The 17,763-nt window shown below is 36.3% G+C and carries 8 protein-coding genes; 2 read left to right on the top strand and 6 right to left on the bottom strand.

From position 1 onward, the window contains the following. Nucleotides 1-25: 25 nt before the first annotated feature. Both CHB81_RS09915 and CHB81_RS09910 read left to right on the top strand, forming a co-directional pair. Complete coding sequence (locus CHB81_RS09915) at nucleotides 26-2,257, top strand: hypothetical protein (protein ID WP_089351740.1); 2,232 nt, start codon at nucleotides 26-28, stop codon at nucleotides 2,255-2,257. Then, nucleotides 2,254-2,907, top strand: a complete 654-nt coding sequence (locus CHB81_RS09910; protein WP_089351739.1) for a trypsin-like peptidase domain-containing protein — start codon at nucleotides 2,254-2,256, stop codon at nucleotides 2,905-2,907. Before CHB81_RS09915 ends, CHB81_RS09910 begins: the two co-directional genes overlap by 4 nt. A 24-nt stretch (nucleotides 2,908-2,931) precedes the next feature. Here the strand turns inward: CHB81_RS09910 and CHB81_RS09905 are convergent, their stop codons facing one another. The 6 genes from CHB81_RS09905 to CHB81_RS09880 all read right to left on the bottom strand — a co-directional run bounded on the left by CHB81_RS09905 (nucleotide 2,932) and on the right by CHB81_RS09880 (nucleotide 17,690). After that, nucleotides 2,932-5,883, bottom strand: a complete 2,952-nt coding sequence (locus tag CHB81_RS09905; protein WP_089351738.1) for an FAD-binding and (Fe-S)-binding domain-containing protein — start codon at nucleotides 5,881-5,883, stop codon at nucleotides 2,932-2,934. Nucleotides 5,884-6,159: 276 nt separating this feature from the next. Beyond that, on the bottom strand, nucleotides 6,160-8,457 hold the full coding sequence (locus CHB81_RS09900) for an aminotransferase class III-fold pyridoxal phosphate-dependent enzyme (protein WP_089351737.1): 2,298 nt from the start codon (nucleotides 8,455-8,457) through the stop codon (nucleotides 6,160-6,162). A 205-nt stretch (nucleotides 8,458-8,662) separates the two neighbouring features. Then, the gene (locus CHB81_RS09895) at nucleotides 8,663-10,798 is read right to left on the bottom strand and encodes a beta-galactosidase (protein WP_089351736.1); all 2,136 of its coding nucleotides are present in this window, start codon (nucleotides 10,796-10,798) and stop codon (nucleotides 8,663-8,665) included. Nucleotides 10,799-10,844: 46 nt separating this feature from the next. Beyond that, the gene (locus tag CHB81_RS09890; protein ID WP_089351735.1) at nucleotides 10,845-12,851 is read right to left on the bottom strand and encodes a trehalase family glycosidase; all 2,007 of its coding nucleotides are present in this window, start codon (nucleotides 12,849-12,851) and stop codon (nucleotides 10,845-10,847) included. Between the two features lie 193 nt (nucleotides 12,852-13,044). Continuing rightward, entirely contained in the window at nucleotides 13,045-14,544 is a 1,500-nt protein-coding gene (locus CHB81_RS09885) for a RagB/SusD family nutrient uptake outer membrane protein (RefSeq protein WP_089351734.1), read from the bottom strand. A 23-nt stretch (nucleotides 14,545-14,567) separates the two neighbouring features. Then, a complete protein-coding gene (locus tag CHB81_RS09880) occupies nucleotides 14,568-17,690 on the bottom strand; it encodes a TonB-dependent receptor (RefSeq protein ID WP_254921041.1) in 3,123 nt (1,040 codons plus the stop codon). Nucleotides 17,691-17,763 lie beyond the last annotated feature (73 nt).

The following is a 17,763-nucleotide window of genomic DNA, read 5'->3' as shown; positions in this document are numbered from 1 at the left end:
TACCAACCCCAAAAACTTAACCAACATGAACAAATTTACAATCCTCCTATTTACGCTATTCTTATCTATAAATTGTAGCCTCTATGCGCAAGACAACTATATAACTGAAGCAAATCTCATTAAAATTGTTGCTGCAAAAATAGCACTTAAGCATAATAAAATAAAATTCAAAGTTAACAACGAAGGTATTCCTGAGCCATTAACTAGTAACGATAAAACCGCTTTTAGCGCACTTCTTGGTAATAAAAGTACTCTTGAAAAAATAGTTAAATCCAGTTCAAAAACGAAAAAAACTAAAAAAACTAATTCTCAGCCAGAGCCTGGTGGCGACGATCAACCAGCGGAAAGCGATAAAAAAGACACCGAAGAAAGCACAAACGAAGAGAATGAATTCGAGAAAAGCGCAATGGAAAATGAACTTAAGTATATTCTCTTTATTGCAAATACAGATGATCCCAATGAATTACTAAAGATAGCTTCTACATGCCCAAAGCAATTTGAGTATTTAGAAGACGTTTCAAATTTGGCTGATATGAATGCCTCAGGAGCAAAAACCAATTTCGCTTTTTCGGAATCAGAAATAATATATGGTATTGTCGATTTTACCATCAGCCGTGCAAAAGAACAAATGGTCGAAGTATATCTTTCAAAATGGTATAATACATTAAAAGATGATGAAATAACCAGAGAACTTCTTCCGCAAACGCTGGGAGTTTTAAATGCTTTTAATACAACCGAAAGTCTGAATCTTGCTCAATACGGAGATAAATGGAAAGCTGCGTTTCAGGAAGATCTTCGCAATTTCCCTGTAAAACTACAAAATGAAGAATTCATAGATGCTCTTCTAACTAGAGTAAACGTAAGCGAACCTTCAAAATCTGAAGTAAAAGCTACAATTACTGGTGGAAGCAAATTGGTTTATGATCTTTATCTCAAAAAACATCTTGTAAATATTCTTAGCGATATGAGTGCCGGCTATGTCGCTGAAACTACTCCTAAATATGAAGTGTTTAAGAGATTGACAGTATTATCAGATATTCTTCTAAAAGCTGGTGGTACTATGAATAATAATGATACTTATGTATCGACTAATCTGGAGGATATAAACCGAATGGATCTTGCTTCGTGGAAAATTTTTGTAAAACTGCTTTGCATTAGAAATTTAGACGGAATAAATTATGTTTCTAGTGGCAGAAGTGATGAATTACTTGCTCAGCTTTTATTAGATCCAAATACCAACAAGTTTTCTACCTTATATCGACAAACCCTTAATACCGTAATTACTTACCAAAAAGCAGTGAATAATGTAGCAAATGTGCAGGCAAACGAATTAAATTTTGAAGAGAGCAGAAAGCTTTTCGAACTAAGTTTTCAACTTACGGATCAAGTCATAAGTTATATTCCACTCGTTATAAAAGATGCCACTGTTGCGCAAACAATAAAAGACACTCACGCTAAAATAAAACAGTACTACTCTGCTCTATCCGAAATTGGAGAAGGTATTGCAAACAGACGTTATGGCGCTGTAGTAGACGGTACTGCAGGAATAATCAGGATGATTGATATTAATAAACAGCAGGAAACCTTATTAAGCAACCTACAAATATATGGCAGTTTTATGGTCAATATCATCAATGCTAAAGACTCAGAACAGGTAAAAGCTGCATTGGACGAATTAATACCCAGAAATTTATACAAGTTAAAAAACACACATAATTTTAATATATCACTAAGCGCTTTCCCAGGCGTATTAGCTGGTGCCGAAAGAATTTACAAATTTAAAGAAAATCCAGATGGTACGCCTCAAACAGACCAACCAAAAGTAAGCAGTTGGGCTTTTACACCTGCTGTTTATTTGCCAATAGGAATTGATTTAAGCTTTGGGAAAAAGCGCGCTAAAAAATTGGATGAGAACAAAAAAAATCTCAATGAAAAAAAGTTTATCAGTACAAACATTTTTTTCCAAATTGTTGATCTTGGTGCGGCTTTAAATTACAGAATAACAGCCAATGACTCTGATGAAGAATCTGCTCCAAATGTTACTTTCAAGCAGATGCTTTCGCCGGGAATTGCCATTATGAGACATTTTACGAACTCATCATTAGTCATTGGAGCAAGCGCAAATTATACACCATCGCTAAGAACTATCAATCAGTCAGGCAATGAATTTCAATCTAACGCTTTCAGGGTAGGTTTATTTATTGCTGTTGATGTCACTTTTCTTAATCTATATACTTCAAACAAAGTACCAGAATGATAACGATGATTTACAATAGTATGCAAATTTGCAGACAAGGAGCTGTTGAAGCAGGCACATTGGGAGGTTTTTTCACCTTTGGTGGAAAAGATGTTTTTGCAATATCGAATAATCATGTAATTGCCGACCTCAATAATTGTTCTGTTGGAGATCCAATTTTTAAGGCAGGTTCTGAAGTTCAAATAGGAACGCTTCAATATTGGATCAAACTCAATTATAAAAAGAATTACCTTGATATTGCCTTGTTTAAAGTTTTGCCCGAAGTAAAACCCTGGTGGAAATTACCCGGAACTAAAGTATATCCTCCTTCTATTGAACAAGGAGTTGAAGGTGAAACCGTTTATATGGTAAAAAATGACGGATCGATAAAAAAGGGAGAAATATCAACATTGTTCATAGACGAAGAGATTATTTTTAGCCACTCCGGTAAAAAATTTCCTTTTACAGGATTAACAGAAATAAAACCTCTGGGAGGAAAACCATTTTCCATCCCAGGGGAATCAGGCAGCCTCATTTTTAATGAGGATGATAATGTCTTAGGCGTTCTTATTGGCACAAAAAAAGATCAATCAAAAAGTTATTATGTTCCTTTTATTCATGATAATTTGGGAATCGACGAAAAATATCAACTTGAAATCTGGAAACCTTAACTGATCTTTATTTTGCTATAAAAACTATTTCAAAGCCTCATAAAGTATTTCTACAGGATGTTGTGCTTTTCGTCCGGTGCCATCCGCAATTTGATGCCTGCAGCTTGTTCCCGAAGCCGAAATTAAGGTTGCCATTTCTTCAGAGCGAATAGTTGGAAATAAAACCAACTCCCCTATTTTCATAGAAATATCATAATGTTCTTTTTCGTAGCCAAAAGAACCCGCCATACCACAGCATCCACTCGGAATATTGAGTACAGTATAATTCTTTGGTAACGTTAATATCTTTTTTAATGGAACTAATGACGATAAAGCTTTCTGAAAACAATGTCCGTGCATTCTAACTCGCTCTGTTTTATCAGTAAAACTTGTCGATGAAATTCTTCCTGCGTCTAATTCTTTGGCTAAAAACTCTTCGATTAAAAAAGTTTTAGGGGCAAATGTTTTCGCTTTTGCTTTTAAATCTCCACGGCATAAATCAGGATATTCGTCGCGAAAACTCAATATTGCCGAAGGTTCAATTCCGATTAAAATGCCGTTTTCCGGAATTGTTGTTTCGAAATCCCTTGTATTTTGTTCCGCAATTTCTCGTGCTTCTTTTAGCATTCCTTTTGAAAGATACGTTCTTCCGCTAATACCAATCTTTGGAATTTCAACTTCATATCCCAAACGATTCAGAAACTTAACAGCTGTCTGACCAATTTCGACATCATAATAATTCAGAAATTCATCATTGTATAAATATACTTTACCGTTTACAAAATCTCCTTTTTGAATGTGATTTTTCATCCATTTGGCAAAAGTAGTTTTGTGCATCAAAGGCAGTTTTCGCTCTGTTGCAAAACCGGTTGCTTTTTTAATCACATTTCCCAAAACTCCCTTTGTAGACAAATTATACATCCAGGGAATCGCAGCAAACAAATGATTTATTTTTGGTGTATTTCCTATCAATCTCGAACGAAATTTGACACCATTTTTATCGTGATATTGCTGTAATGTTTCGGCTTTTAATTTTGCCATATCTACATTTGACGGACATTCAGATTTACATCCTTTACAGCTTAAGCACAAATCGAGTACATCAAGCAGGTTTTCATCATCAAACCTATTTGCTTTTGTAGAGTTTGTAATCGTTTCTCTTAACATGTTTGCACGTGCACGCGTTGTGTGTTTTTCATCGCGCGTTGCCATATAACTTGGGCACATTGTACCGCCGCTTTTTTCTGTTTTTCTGCAATCTCCAGATCCGTTGCACATTTCGGCAGCACGCAGGATTCCGTTATGTTCAGAGAAATCAAAATACGTTTCCGGCATTGGTGTATCTTGACCCGCTGTGTATCGCAAACTAGAATCCATTGGCGGCGTATTCACGATTTTACCCGGATTAAAAACACCCCATGGATCCCAAACGTGTTTGATCTGAATAAACAATTGATAGATTTCTTCGCCTAACATTAACGGGATAAATTCTCCGCGAAGTCTTCCGTCACCGTGTTCTCCGCTCAAAGAACCTTTGTATTTCTTTACTAAATGCGCAATATCTGTGGCTATGGTTCTAAAGATTGCTGTGCCTTCTTTAGTTTTTAAATCTATAATGGGGCGCAAATGCAATTCTCCTGTTGCGGCATGCGCATAATGCACGCAGTTTAAATTTCGCTCCTTTAAAATGGCATTAAAGTCTTCTATAAATTCCGGTAAATCATTGACATCTACAGCTGTATCTTCGATTACTGCAACCGCTTTTGCGTCACCGGGAATATTTGACAATAATCCCAAACCTGCTTTTCTTAATGTCCAAACTTTGTTCGTATCGTCGCCATAAACAATCGGGAAATGATAACCCAAGTTTTTAGAACGCATCAAAGCTTCCATTTCTATTGCAATCGCGTCAATTTCTTCTTGGGAATCTCTTAAAAATTCAACCGCTAAAATTGCTTGTGGATCTCCTTTTACAAAAAAACGATTCTTGCTTTGTTCAATATTTTCTTTGGTACATTCCAAGATATAATGGTCGATTAATTCTACACTATCCGGATTAAATTTCAGAGCTTCAATATTGGCTTTAAGCGATTCATTGATACTTTCAAAATGAACACAAACCAAAGCTGCATAAGGTTTTAAAGCGTCAACCAAATTTAATTTTATAGCGGTAGAAAAGAATAAAGTTCCCTCAGATCCTGCAATTAATTTACAGAAATTAAACTTTTCATCAGAAGTTCCAAAAGGCATAGAATCTGCCAATAAATCTAAAGCATATCCTGTATTTCTCCTCGGAATTGTTTTCTTAGGGAAATTATCATCGAATAAAGTTCTGTTTTCAGCAGAAGATAATATTTCTTTTGCCTGAATATAAATGGCTTGTTCTAACGGACTCACAACATTTATTCCGTTGCATTTATCTTCAAATTCGGCGTTTGTTAAGGAACCAAAAGTAATTTCATTTCCATCGGCTAGAAAGCCTTGAATTTCCAGTAAATGTTCGCGTGTAGATCCATAAATAACTGATCTTGCGCCACACGCATTATTCCCGACCATTCCGCCAATCATACAACGATTACTGGTCGAAGTTTCGGGACCAAAAAATAATTTGTATGGTTTTAAATGAAGGTTAAGTTCATCGCGAATTACGCCCGGTTCTACCCAAACCGATTTATTTGCCTGATCTACCGAGATAATTTTGGTGAATTCCTGCGAAATATCAACTATAATCCCGTTTCCAACAACCTGACCCGCAAGCGAAGTTCCTGCTGCACGCGGAATCACACTGCTATTATTTTCTCTCGCAAAAGCAATAATTTTCTGAATATCTTCTTTCGTTTTCGGAATCGCTACCGCCAAAGGCATTTCTTTATAAGCGCTGGCGTCTGTTGCGTAAAGCAAACGCATGGTGTGATCGTAAAATAATTTACCTTCTAATTGTTTTTCTAAACCTTCAAGATTAATAGAACTCTTGGAAAGGATATTATTATCATTCATTTTAATACTTTATTATATAATATTTGCCAAAAGGCACAAAGGCGCAAAGTTTAAACACAATATTGTCTTTGCGAGGAACGAAGCAACCACACTAACAAAGATCACAAATTGATTCTGCAAATGAGATTGCTTCGTTCCTCGCAAAGACCAATCTTTGTCGAATCCCGAGTGTGATTTCTCCCTTCGGTCGAAATGACAAAAACTTGGCGACTTTGCGTCTTTGCGCGATTAATTTTATTTTCTAAAAACCTTGGCGACTTAGCGACTAGATTCCTTTTACAATTCGCTTAAAGCGATATCTAATAATTTCACCATTTCATCTGCATTTTGTTTGCTGAAAGTCATTGGTGGTTTTATTTTTAAAACATTGTGCAAAGGTCCGTCGGTGCTTAATAAATAGCCGTTTGCTTTCATTTTTTCGACTACGATATCTATTTCAGGAACGGCGGGTTCCATTGTTGTTCTGTCTTTTACCATTTCGGCGCCAATGAAAAATCCATGTCCGCGAACGTCACTAATAATTGGATGTTTAGCCATTAAACCTTTAAGTCCGTTCATTAAATGATTTCCAACTTCCAGGGCATGTTTTTGCATCTCTTCATCCTGAATAACATCCAGAACTGCTAATCCTGTTGTCATAGAAACGGGATTTCCGCCAAAGGTGTTAAAATATTCCAGTCCGTTATTAAAAGAATCTGCAATTTCCTCGGTTACAATTACTGCTGCAAGCGGATGTCCGTTACCAATTGGTTTTCCTAAAACTATAATATCCGGAACTACATTTTGCAATTCAAATCCCCAGAAATGATCTCCAATTCTCCCGAAACCAACCTGAACCTCATCGGCAATACAAACCCCTCCGGCTGCTCTGACATAATCGTAAGCAGTTTTTAAATAATTTTCCGGTAACGGAATTTGTCCTCCAACTCCCAATAAGGTTTCGCAGATAAATACCGCTGGTGCTTTGTCTTCCTTTTTTAAGTCTTCAATGATTCTTTGTACATCTGCCGCGTATTTTTCGCCTGCTTTTGCATCGCCATATTTATACGGACCACGATACAAATCTGGATTAATCGCTTTGTGAATCCAAGGCATTTGACCTGATCCGCCTTTGCTGTCAAATTTATACGGACTCATTTCCATTGCCACCGTCGATGTTCCGTGATAGGCATGATCGAGTACAATAATATCTTTTTGTTTGGTAAAATGGCGGCTCATTCTAATCGCTAAATCATTGGCTTCACTTCCTGAATTTACGAAGTAACAAACGCTTAGTTTCTCTGGTAATGTTGCGGTTAATTTTTCAGCATATTCCGTTATAGCGTCGTTTAAATATCTGGTATTGGTATTTAAAGTTGCTATTTGCTTTTGCATTTTTCGAACAACAACAGGGTGACAATGCCCAACATGCGAAGGGTTATTGACACAATCTACAAAGGTTCTTCCTTTATCGTCGTATAAATATTGCAAAGCTCCTTTAACAATTTTTAGTTTGTCTTTGTAACCAATACTTAGATTTCGACCTATTTTCTTTTTACGAACTTCAAGTAAATCGCTATAATCATCTTCATTAATTAATCCGGCAGAACCGCACCCTTTTCTAAACGCATCCTGCGCCTTGATCGGGTTAATCTCAATTAGTTTATACAACAAATCCCAAGCTGGTTTTTCGGTAATAAAATGATGTTCGTTATTACTGTCTAATGACGCATTATAAGCAGATTGTGTTACGCTGATACAAAGTCTTCCGGCAATTAAATAATATAATAAATCCAATTCCTGCTCTGTCAATGCATACGCTTTATGATATCCTGCAACAATCCCAGCCGCAACTCCCAACGGATCTTCTTCGTCGAGCATCGCATAAGTACACGCTATTGCCAAATTATTAATCAATGCGGTATAAACCATATCGCCAAAATCGATCAATCCACTAATTTTATTTTCTTGAACCAGTACATTATAATCGTTGGCATCGTTATGAATATAAGCGTGTCTCAAACGATGAATCTGAGGCAGAACTTCGGTATCAAACTGTAACAGAAAATATCCTGCAATACGTCTTTTTTCGTGGTTTAAAATATATTTCAGATTATCGCCTGCTTCACTGGCACGGCTAATATCCCAAGTATAACTGCGGTGCATTGCAGGATGCGAAAAATCCTGTAATGCATTGTCCGTATTGCCTAAAAAAGATCCTAAATTATGATGTAATTCGTCTGTTTTTTCTTTTACATCTACCCAAAAAGTGCCTTCCAGAAAGTTCAGAATTCTAATGTAATAGGTTTTGGAATCTTTAACTATTTTGGTTAATTCTTCTCCTTGTTTATTGATACTAAAGTGCTGAAAACAGTCTGAAATATTACTTTTTTTAAGGTGCTGAATAATATTTATCTGCGCTTCTAGAAAAGGAAATGGATGACTCTCATTCGACACTTTTAGAATGTATTTTTCGTTTTTCTCGTTTGATAAAAGAAAATTTAATTCATCGTACCCATTTAATGCTTTTACGGTCACATTTAATCCGTAATGTTCTTTTACTAAATCCTGAATAGTTGCTTCTGAAAAAGTCATTGTTAATTTTTTTTGTCTGTTTACGTAATCCTGCAAGGTCTTTTTCTGACCTTGTAGGTTTCTTAACTATACTTACAAGGTTTCGAAAACCTTGCAGGAACTGTTTTTTTTGCCACGAATTCCACAAATGAGCACGAATTTTTTAAAATTGTATCCGCATAGTAATTAGTGAAAATTCGTGGAATTCGTGGCAAACTTTTTACTTTTATTTCCAAATAATTGCCTGCGCCGGCTGCAAAGGATTTTGTCCAACAAGTATTTTGCTTCCTGCAGGAACTGGTAAGTTTACAGGCTCATTTGTATAATTTACGCCTACATAAAAACCATCTCTCCATTCTACATAAACTCCTTTTGGCAAGTCTTCGATTGCAACTTTTGCACGTTCATAAATTGTTCGAACCACTTCTCTTTCTAAGTTTCCGTCTTTACTTTCTACGCCAATATAGGTAATTGTTCCTTTGCCTAGTTTTCTGGTAATCGCTGCTGCTTTACCTTTATAAAACTGATCTGCAAAGGTTGCCAAAACTTCTGTTCCCGATTTCGGGTTTAAAACATCTGCCCAGGTATTCCATTTATAGGTGTTTGTTCCGGCATTGATTGTTCCGTTTACATCATCTACAAGCATATCAAAAAATTCTACATCGGCACCAATTAAAGGCACGATTGGCGCACTCCAATTGGCCTCAAAGAAGTGTCCGTTTTTATCTTTTTGACCCGTACGGCAAGAAAGAATTAAATTTCCTCCGTTTTCTACATATTTAGTCCATTTGTCTATCAATTTCTGATCTACAAGCTGGTAAGCCGGAGCAACGATAAATGGATAAGCAGAAAAATCATCTTCTTCTGTAATAAAATCCATTGGCGCACCGGTTGATTTTACGGCTGACGTGTACGTATTTCTATGTCTCCAGGTGTTCCAAAATTTAGTTTGCTTTTGGTTTTCCAGATCCCAAAGATTTTCATGACTCCATAAAAATCCTGTTTTTCTTTTAGAAAGATTCTCCGGAATTACTGCTTTCGGATTGTATTCTTTACGAAGCAATTTCATGTCTTCGATAGATTGTACAAACTCTTTTCCGCCTTGAGAAAGTGTTACACCATCGGTTCCTACGATTCCGTCGTGATACATTTCACTGCTTCCAAGCGGATGTCTGTATCTGTAGGTGCAAGTAAAAGAACAACCTCCGCCAAACGCTTGCGAAATCCACATGTGAACCGTTCCCGGAAGTAATTGCGGATTTATGCCTGCCCAGTTTACTTGTCCCGGCTGCAATTCCATAACACCAGTTACACCGCTTATTGATCTGTAGTAATCATTTGCTTCCGAAATTTTACTTGGAGATCCCATTCTAAAACTATCTCTGCCTAAAGGATTTTGCCCGCTTACAGGGTACATCGTATAGGTTACAAAATCCATTTTGTTAGCATTTCTTGGATCAGCGTCGTAAATTACATTGGTAAAGTTTGTTGTAATCCATTGTTTTGGATCAATGTATTTACGAAGAATTTCAGCTTGTCTGTTTAGATATTCGCCTTGTGCTTCAGAAGTAAATCTTTTAAAATCTAAAACTGCATGCGGACTTAATTTGTCTTCAAAATACATTTCGGCATTTGGCAAAACTATCTGCTCGAAATTATTGTAGCGTGTACTCCAGAAATTCCCAACCCATTCTGTATTCAGCTTTTCGATTGTTACGTATTTGGCTTTAAGCCAAATTTGAAATGCTTTGCGGGCAGAAGGGCTAAAATCAGCAGTTCCTAAAGGTTCATTGTCAATTTGCCAGCCCATGATATTTTTATTCTTACCATATCTTTTCCCCAGTTCTGCTACAATCTGATCTGTAAATTCTCTGTACTTTTCATTTGTTATCGACACATTTGCTCTGTTGCCATGTTCTCTGCGTCGTCCGCTGGCATCAACTAGATAAATCTCAGGATACTTATCTCCCATCCAGGCCGGAGGCGTTGGTGTTGGTGTGCAAAGAATTACTTTTAAGCCTTGTTTTTCGGCTATAGCCAAAGCATCGTCCAGCCATTTAAAATCATATTTCCCCTCTTCAGGTTCCATATAAGTCCAGGCAAACTCGGCAAAATGCGTAAATTCGAATCCTAATTTTTTAATATTTTTTAAATCACGTTCCCATTGTTCTCTCGGCCATTGCTCCGGATAATAATACACCCCGATTTGCATTAAATCAGGCTTTGAGAAAAAACGCTGTGGATCTTTCTTTTCTGTCGCAGTTGTTTTTTTGCTTTGAGCAAAAACAGGCGTGATATTGCAATTGGCAATAAGCAATCCTGTTACTACTATTTTTATAAGCGATATCTTTTGGTAGAACATACTTTGTAATATTATTGTGTTAATCAAATTTAGATAATTAGTTTAACTATTTATCTTCTAAAAGCAGCATTAGATAATGAGAGGCTGACCAGCTAAAGTTAAAGGCTTCTAATCCTTTTCCGGTAACGGGCTGATAGTTTTCTCTAATAGAGGTGCCTTTGTCTAAAACTCCTTCGGCATTATAAATTAGTTTGTGTGCTAACTCGTTTGCTTCGGTGTTGTAACCGTATTTCTCTAATCCGTTTATTCCAAAATAACTTTGATCTAACCAAACCGGACCTCTCCAATAGCCACCTTCCGGTTTAAATTTAGGGTGATTTGCTGCCAATGTAGGTAAAGGAACAAAAGTGTTTAAAGAATTTGTGTCCATCATATTTGCTTTTGCTGCTTTGACTTGTTCGGGTGTCGCTGCTTCTGCCCAAATTGGCAAATATCCTTCACAGCCCATTGCTTTTATCAATGTTTTTCCGTCGATTGTGGTGTCGTAAAACCAGCTTGTTTCAGCATCCCAAAACTGAGTTTGAATTTTAGCTTTTAAGTTTACACTTTCGTCTTTCCATTTTTTAGCTTCTTCGGTTAGTTTTAAAACTGCTGCCATTTTGTTCAGATAGTTTTTCTCAGCAAATAAAAACGAATTTAAATCAACACTTTCCTGATCTAATGAATAGGCTTTCTCTCCGTTTTTCAGGATTTTACTATCATCAAAACGAACGGCATTATCCATTCCGCTTTCCCATTTTGCTGCAATCAACGTTGCGTCTGTTGATCCAAATTCGCATAAACCATCTTGATCGTGATCACGTTCTTTGTACCACCAATTGTGATATAATTTCAGTTTTGGATAAAACTCTTTTATGAAATTAACGTCTTTTGTTTTTTCATAAATTTTCCAGATTGCCCAGGCTGCAAGCGGCGCTTTTGTGTTTCGATAATTGTTTTCTTCCAGAAGATTATTTCTGTAAATACAATCCGGAATAAATCCGTTTGGTTCCTGGTAATCGAATAAAGCACGCATTTGATCTTTTGCTAATTCCGAATCATAATTGGCGACAGCAACAGCATGTTTCCAGCTATCCCAAGCCCAAAAACCATGAAACCATTCGTAGTTGTAACTCGGAAAAAGTCCGCCGTGTTTTAATCCTTCTGCTGCAATTCTGGTATTGTTTTGTAATGTCAATAGTAGTTTTGCAATCAAATCAGAATAAACGGCGTCTTTGTAAATACTTTTCTTTCTGGCAATTAATTGTGCCAATTGCTTTTCTTTTTCTTTTTGTGTGTTGTTTAATAACGTGTTGAAGGTAGTTTTTGCAAGTACTGCATTTTCATTCTTCCATGAATATTGAGCAAAAATAAAGGTATGAGCAACTACAATTTCTTTAGTTTCATTTGGTTTTAATACCAATTTTTCTGTCTGCGCTTTATAACCTTGTTTTGTAATTTCGATTTCTGGATTGCTGTTCAAAAACTGAATATAACCTGTCGCAGTAGTTTTTGAAGAAATGATTTTTAAACCTTTTCCTTCTTTAGACAATTGTAAATCATCTAAAAAAATATTCGAATCATACGAAGGAAAAATTGTGATTGCTTTTCCTGATTTGTTGGTAATACTTGTTTTTTGTAATGCCGAATGTGCTGATAAAAAAACTAACTGTTGTTTTATCTCTACTTTTTCATTTTTAAATTCTTGTTCTAAATGGCTGTTGTAGCTGTTTTGAGCAACTAATGACGTTTTCCAATTAATGACTTCTTGCTTATTTTCGTCTTTTAGCTGTAACGAAACAAACGATGGACTTAGCCAAACGCCGTTTTGTTCTGTCATTAAAAATGGTCCTGAAAATCCCGCCTGAACTTCTGATCCGTCTAAGAATCCGAAAGCAAACCATGCTCCTTTATCTGAAAATACTAATGGAGTTCTGTCTGTTGCATTTTTTGGGTTTCCTTTGTAATTGATACTGTTTTTGCCCGATTCTAAGTTTGGAAAACTCTTTTGGGACCAGCCGCATTGTATTATAATAAAGGATGCAAGAACGAAAAATATTTTCTTTTTGCCCATGTTATTTTGTTTTTATGATGTGTTTTTAATTGGATATAATATACTACTATTTTTCACGCAGATTTAGAAAAAAGTTCGCCACGAATTCCACAAATTATCACGAATTATTATAAAAATAATCAACTTAATAAATTAGTGGAGATTCGTGGAATTCGTGGCGAAAAAAACTTTAATTGAATTCTTTTTTTACTGATTAATGCGCTTGTATTTCTGTCAATGGAATTGGGTAAAAGTTGTTTTTTGATGCATCAAAACCTGTACGTCCAACGGCATCAAGAGCAGCTTTTGTTTTTCCCCAACGACGTAAATCGTAAAAACGGTAGTTTTCAAGAGGAAATTCCAGGATTCTTTCGTGCTCGATTTGTGCTTTTACTTCTGCTGCAGTTGTTCCTGTCATTCCCGGCATATCTGCTCTTGCACGAACTTTATCAATATATGGAATCGCTTCTGTTGTACGTCCTAATTCGTTCAATACTTCGGCTTGCATCAATAATACATTTGCATATCTCATTAACGGAATATTGATTGCGGTAAACTCCTGATTCATTTTTTCCTGAGTACTTGGTATGTATCTGCGGTAAACAGGTTTATTTGTATCTCCAAATTTTTCATCATAAGTTGTTCCTAATACCAATGGGTTATTTGGATCATTGAAATAAGGGTCTTTGAAGAAAATTGTGCTGTAAAGACGTGTATCATAATTTCCTGTAGTGGCAATTTTTCCTTCTTTTTTGAATTCGTTTACTAACATTGCACTCGGAAGAATTTCATCCCAGCCTCCAAGTTCAGATGATGCCATCCAGTAGTGAAGTGCATTACGATAGGAGGCTCCGTTTGCTGTAGTTTCAGAGAATTGCAATTCGAAGATTGATTCTTTGGTGTTTTTTGTAGTTCCGTCAAACATAGAAACATAATCTTTCACTAACTCATATCCTTGTACTTTGTTAAGTGCTGTAAGCGCTTCGTTTAAAAATGCCTGTTTTTGAGCTGTTTCTTCATAAGCTCTTGTCAAATAAGCAAATCCAAGGTAACTATTTGCTGCTCCACTTGTTGCACGACCAGTTTTGTCTGCTGCTTGTTTTGCAGGAAGCACATCAGCAACAGCTTTTAATTCACTTGTAATAAAGTCCCAGGCTGCTGCACGCGTTGATAATGGAATATTTATGTCGCTTTCTTTAGTAATATATTTGCTTCTAATATAGATTTGATCCCAGTTTAGAAGCAATTTCATGTGATAATAAGCACGTAAAAAACGAGCTTCGGCTTCAATTTGTTTGCGGTCAGCATCGTTTAATGATGCTGCCGGAACTTGTGGCAATTTATCAATTACCTGATTGGCATTACTGATTCCTCTGTAATTAATTTTCCAATAACTGGTAAACTGGCTGTTTCCGTTTGTGTAGGTAAATGTCGAAAGCTCTACCCAGTTTTGGTAGTTTAAGGCATCACTTCCTAATTCGTTCAGGTCTTCACGATAGGCTTCCACAGGCCATTTTACTTCGGCGAAAGCCCATTCGTCAACGGCGCATTCTAATTGTGAATAGGTTGCTGCCAAAGCAGATTCGGCATCAGCCTTATTTCTCCAGAAATTTTCTGATGTAAGTTGATCCGGAGATTGTTGGTCCAGATAATCACTACAACTTGTGATAGTGAAAAGACCTATAGTGGATAATATTAAAAATATCTTTTTCATGATAATGTCTTATTTAAATAGAATTAAAATATATACTGAACACCAGATACAAATGATCTTGTAAATGGATAAACAAAACGGTCTACACCTGTGTCAATTATTTTTTCACGTGAGAATTCAGGGTCAATTCCTGAATAATTGGTGATGGTAAACAAGTTCTCAACACTTACATAAAATCTAAGTTTGTCAATTTTCGCTTTCCCTAACATTTTGCTCGGAATAGTATATCCCAATTGTATTTGGCGCATTCTAATAAAATCTCCACTTTCAAGAAAACGATCAGATTCACGGCTGTTTCCGTTTGGATCCTGCAATACTGCACGCGGCATGTTGCTATGATTCTCAGGTGTCCATGAATTAAGTGTTGAAGCCAGCATATTGGTTCCTGAATTCATAGATTCGTAGAAATATCTGTTTCCGTTATATAATTTATTACCCCAACCACTTCCGATTAAAGCAGAGAAATCAAAACCTTTATAACTTGCGCCTAAACTTAAGTTTACTTCTAATTTTGGTAATCCTGTTCCTGCGTACGCTTTGTCATTTTCGTCAATAACTCCGTCGCCGTTCAAATCTTTGAAACGAATATCTCCAGGCTGAGCGTTTGGTTGTAATAAAACACCGTTTTTGCTGTGTGCATTTACTTCATCTACAGATTGGAAAATACCGTCTGTTTTGTATAAATAGAATCCGCTAATTGGACTTCCTACACGAGCTTGAGTTGGAAAGTGTTCGTCTCCGTATTTCAATCCTTCTCCGTAAATAGTTTGTCCTTCGTTAGCCAATTCTACTACTTTATTTTTAAGTGTTGTAAAGTTTAAACCTGCATTGTATTTGAATTCATTAATCTTATCACGGTAATTTACTTCAAATTCAAATCCGCTGTTGCTAATTTTACCTACGTTAAGAATTGGATCGTCGATTCCGGCAGATGGAGCTATTTTCTTAGTAATTAACAAATTATCAGTCACATTATGGTAGTAGTTCATCGAACCGCTAATTTTACCTTTTAAAAGGGTATAATCGATACCAATATTCTTAGAATCTGTGGTTTCCCATTGTAAGTTTCTATTCTCTAATGCTACTGCAATACTTCCCGGCCAAGGATTACTTCCAATTCCTTGTACGTAACCTAAAGGCAAAGAGTTGCCTGTATTAATTAACGTATTTGCAGAGTAATATCCCAGAGCAGCTTCGTTACCTAATTGTCCCCAGCTTGCACGTAATTTTAAAGTAGAAAGGATCATATCTTTTGGAAAGAAATCTTCTTGCTCGATTTTCCATCCCAATGCAACAGATGGGAATGTTCCCCAACGGCTGTCTTCTCCAAATTTAGATGAACCATCTTTTCTAACGGTTACTTGCAATAAATAACGATCATTATATGAGTAATTTAACCTGCTAAAAAATGATACACGATTGTATTGAAATTTTGAACCATCGGCAGTATATGTTCCTCCTCTTCCAGCTCCAATTGTTTCAAATCCAGGATCCAGGAATCCAGATGGACGGTCAACTGAAACTAATTGTCCGTCTTCTACGGTATAATCTGTTGTTTTTCCTTCTACACTTACCTCATTCCAGTTTGATGATTGGCTGTTAAAAGTGTTACCAAGCATTAAACCAAAGACATGTTTGCCAAAGGTTTTATCAATTGTAATAATATTGTCTAATATCTGCTCGTTCCAGGTTGTTCTCAATTCTGATTGCATTGGATAAAGATGCACTTCTTTTGGGTTGGCAATATAAGGTGGAAAATGAGCCGTTTGCTGGCTGTTTTTTACACGGTAAGAATAGGCTAATTTGTATTTTATCCAAGGTGCAATGTTTGTTGTTATAGCAATATTTGCAGTTAAATCCTGTCCTACATCATTACTTTTTTTAAAGTGCTCTTCGGCAACGGGATTTGTTGCAGCCGGTAAACCGTTTTTGTCTGCCAATCCGTAACCGTATGGTTGTGTTGCGTCATAAACCGGAACCAAAGGCGCCATTGTATAAACTTCTTTTAACTGAAAGTTAGGCAATGCATTTTGCGATCCTACATAAGCCATCTTTCCGTCTACATCAAAAATAGATTTTTTGAAACTAACTCGCGCGCTAGCGGTTTGCTGACCAAATTGATTATCAATTATAATACCTTTTTGCTTTACTAAATTACCATATAAAGCAAATTTAAAATCACCTTGTCTTCCCTGAACTCCTAAACCGTAATTTTGGGTAAATCCAGAACGGAAAACTTCATCCTGCCAATCTGTATTTACATTAGATGGAGCCGTGATATAAGCCGGAAGCGGTTTTGGTGACGTTGCATATTTGTTATATTCATCATACATTCTTTTATTAACGGTACGATACCCATCGGCGTCTAATAAATCTAATGTTTTTGATGGATTTGTAATGCTTAAAAACGAACTGAAATCTACTTTTACGCCTTCTTTCTGACCATTTTTAGTTGTAACGATAATTACACCATTAGCAGCGACAGATCCGTAAATTGCAGCAGCAGCACCATCTTTAAGAACCTCCATAGATTCTATATTGGTTGGATTTACAGTGTTAATAGATCCTTGAAATCCGTCAATAATATAAAGTGGTTCAGTCGCTCCAAAGGTATTTACCCCACGGATTTTTACGCTTACAGAAGCTCCTGCAACACCACCGCTTTTTTGCACGTTTACCCCTGCAACTAAACCTTGAAGTGCCTCGGCCGGACTTGTTGTAGCTCTGGTTTCAAGACTTTCTTTTTTAACGGTTGAAATAGCTCCGGTAACGTTACTCTTTTTCTGAGAACCATAACCTATAATAACTACTTCATTCAATTTATTGGTTTCTTCCTGCATAACCACATTAAATTCTGTGCGGTTATTTACGGCTTCGCTTTTTCCTATGAATCCCATATAAGAAAAAACAATAACCGGATCTGTAAGACTTGAGGAATATACCAGCGTATAATTTCCGTCAATGTCAGTTGCGGCATTGTACTTAGAATCTTTGATAGAAATACTTACACCTGGCAGCGTATTATTTTTATCATCAGTAACTTTTCCTGAAATTGTTTTTTGTGCTTGTGCAAAATTGATATTTGGCAACCACAAACATAACAGTAAAGGAATAAAATTCAGCTTCCTAACTAATAGTTTTTTCATTTTGGTAATGTTTTTTGTTAATTAAAATTCTCGCTTTTTTTAGTTTTTTTATTTGCATTCTGATAATTTATCA

Origin of the sequence: Flavobacterium sp. ov086, from assembly GCF_900187965.1 — a bacterium.
Lineage (GTDB): Bacteria > Bacteroidota > Bacteroidia > Flavobacteriales > Flavobacteriaceae > Flavobacterium.
Note: the sequence above shows the minus strand (reverse complement) of the source record. Positions and strands in the feature narration are given on the sequence as shown.

What these genes read in the sequence shown, in the direction of transcription:
- CHB81_RS09910 (WP_089351739.1), top strand. Translation starts at nt 2,254, where the DNA reads ATGATAACGATGATTTACAATAGTATGCAAATTTGCAGACAAGGAGCT.
- CHB81_RS09880 (WP_254921041.1), bottom strand. Translation starts at nt 17,690, where the DNA reads ATGAAAAAACTATTAGTTAGGAAGCTGAATTTTATTCCTTTACTGTTA.
- CHB81_RS09915 (WP_089351740.1), top strand. Translation starts at nt 26, where the DNA reads ATGAACAAATTTACAATCCTCCTATTTACGCTATTCTTATCTATAAAT.
- CHB81_RS09885 (WP_089351734.1), bottom strand. Translation starts at nt 14,544, where the DNA reads ATGAAAAAGATATTTTTAATATTATCCACTATAGGTCTTTTCACTATC.
- CHB81_RS09895 (WP_089351736.1), bottom strand. Translation starts at nt 10,798, where the DNA reads ATGTTCTACCAAAAGATATCGCTTATAAAAATAGTAGTAACAGGATTG.
- CHB81_RS09905 (WP_089351738.1), bottom strand. Translation starts at nt 5,883, where the DNA reads ATGAATGATAATAATATCCTTTCCAAGAGTTCTATTAATCTTGAAGGT.
- CHB81_RS09890 (WP_089351735.1), bottom strand. Translation starts at nt 12,851, where the DNA reads ATGGGCAAAAAGAAAATATTTTTCGTTCTTGCATCCTTTATTATAATA.
- CHB81_RS09900 (WP_089351737.1), bottom strand. Translation starts at nt 8,457, where the DNA reads ATGACTTTTTCAGAAGCAACTATTCAGGATTTAGTAAAAGAACATTAC.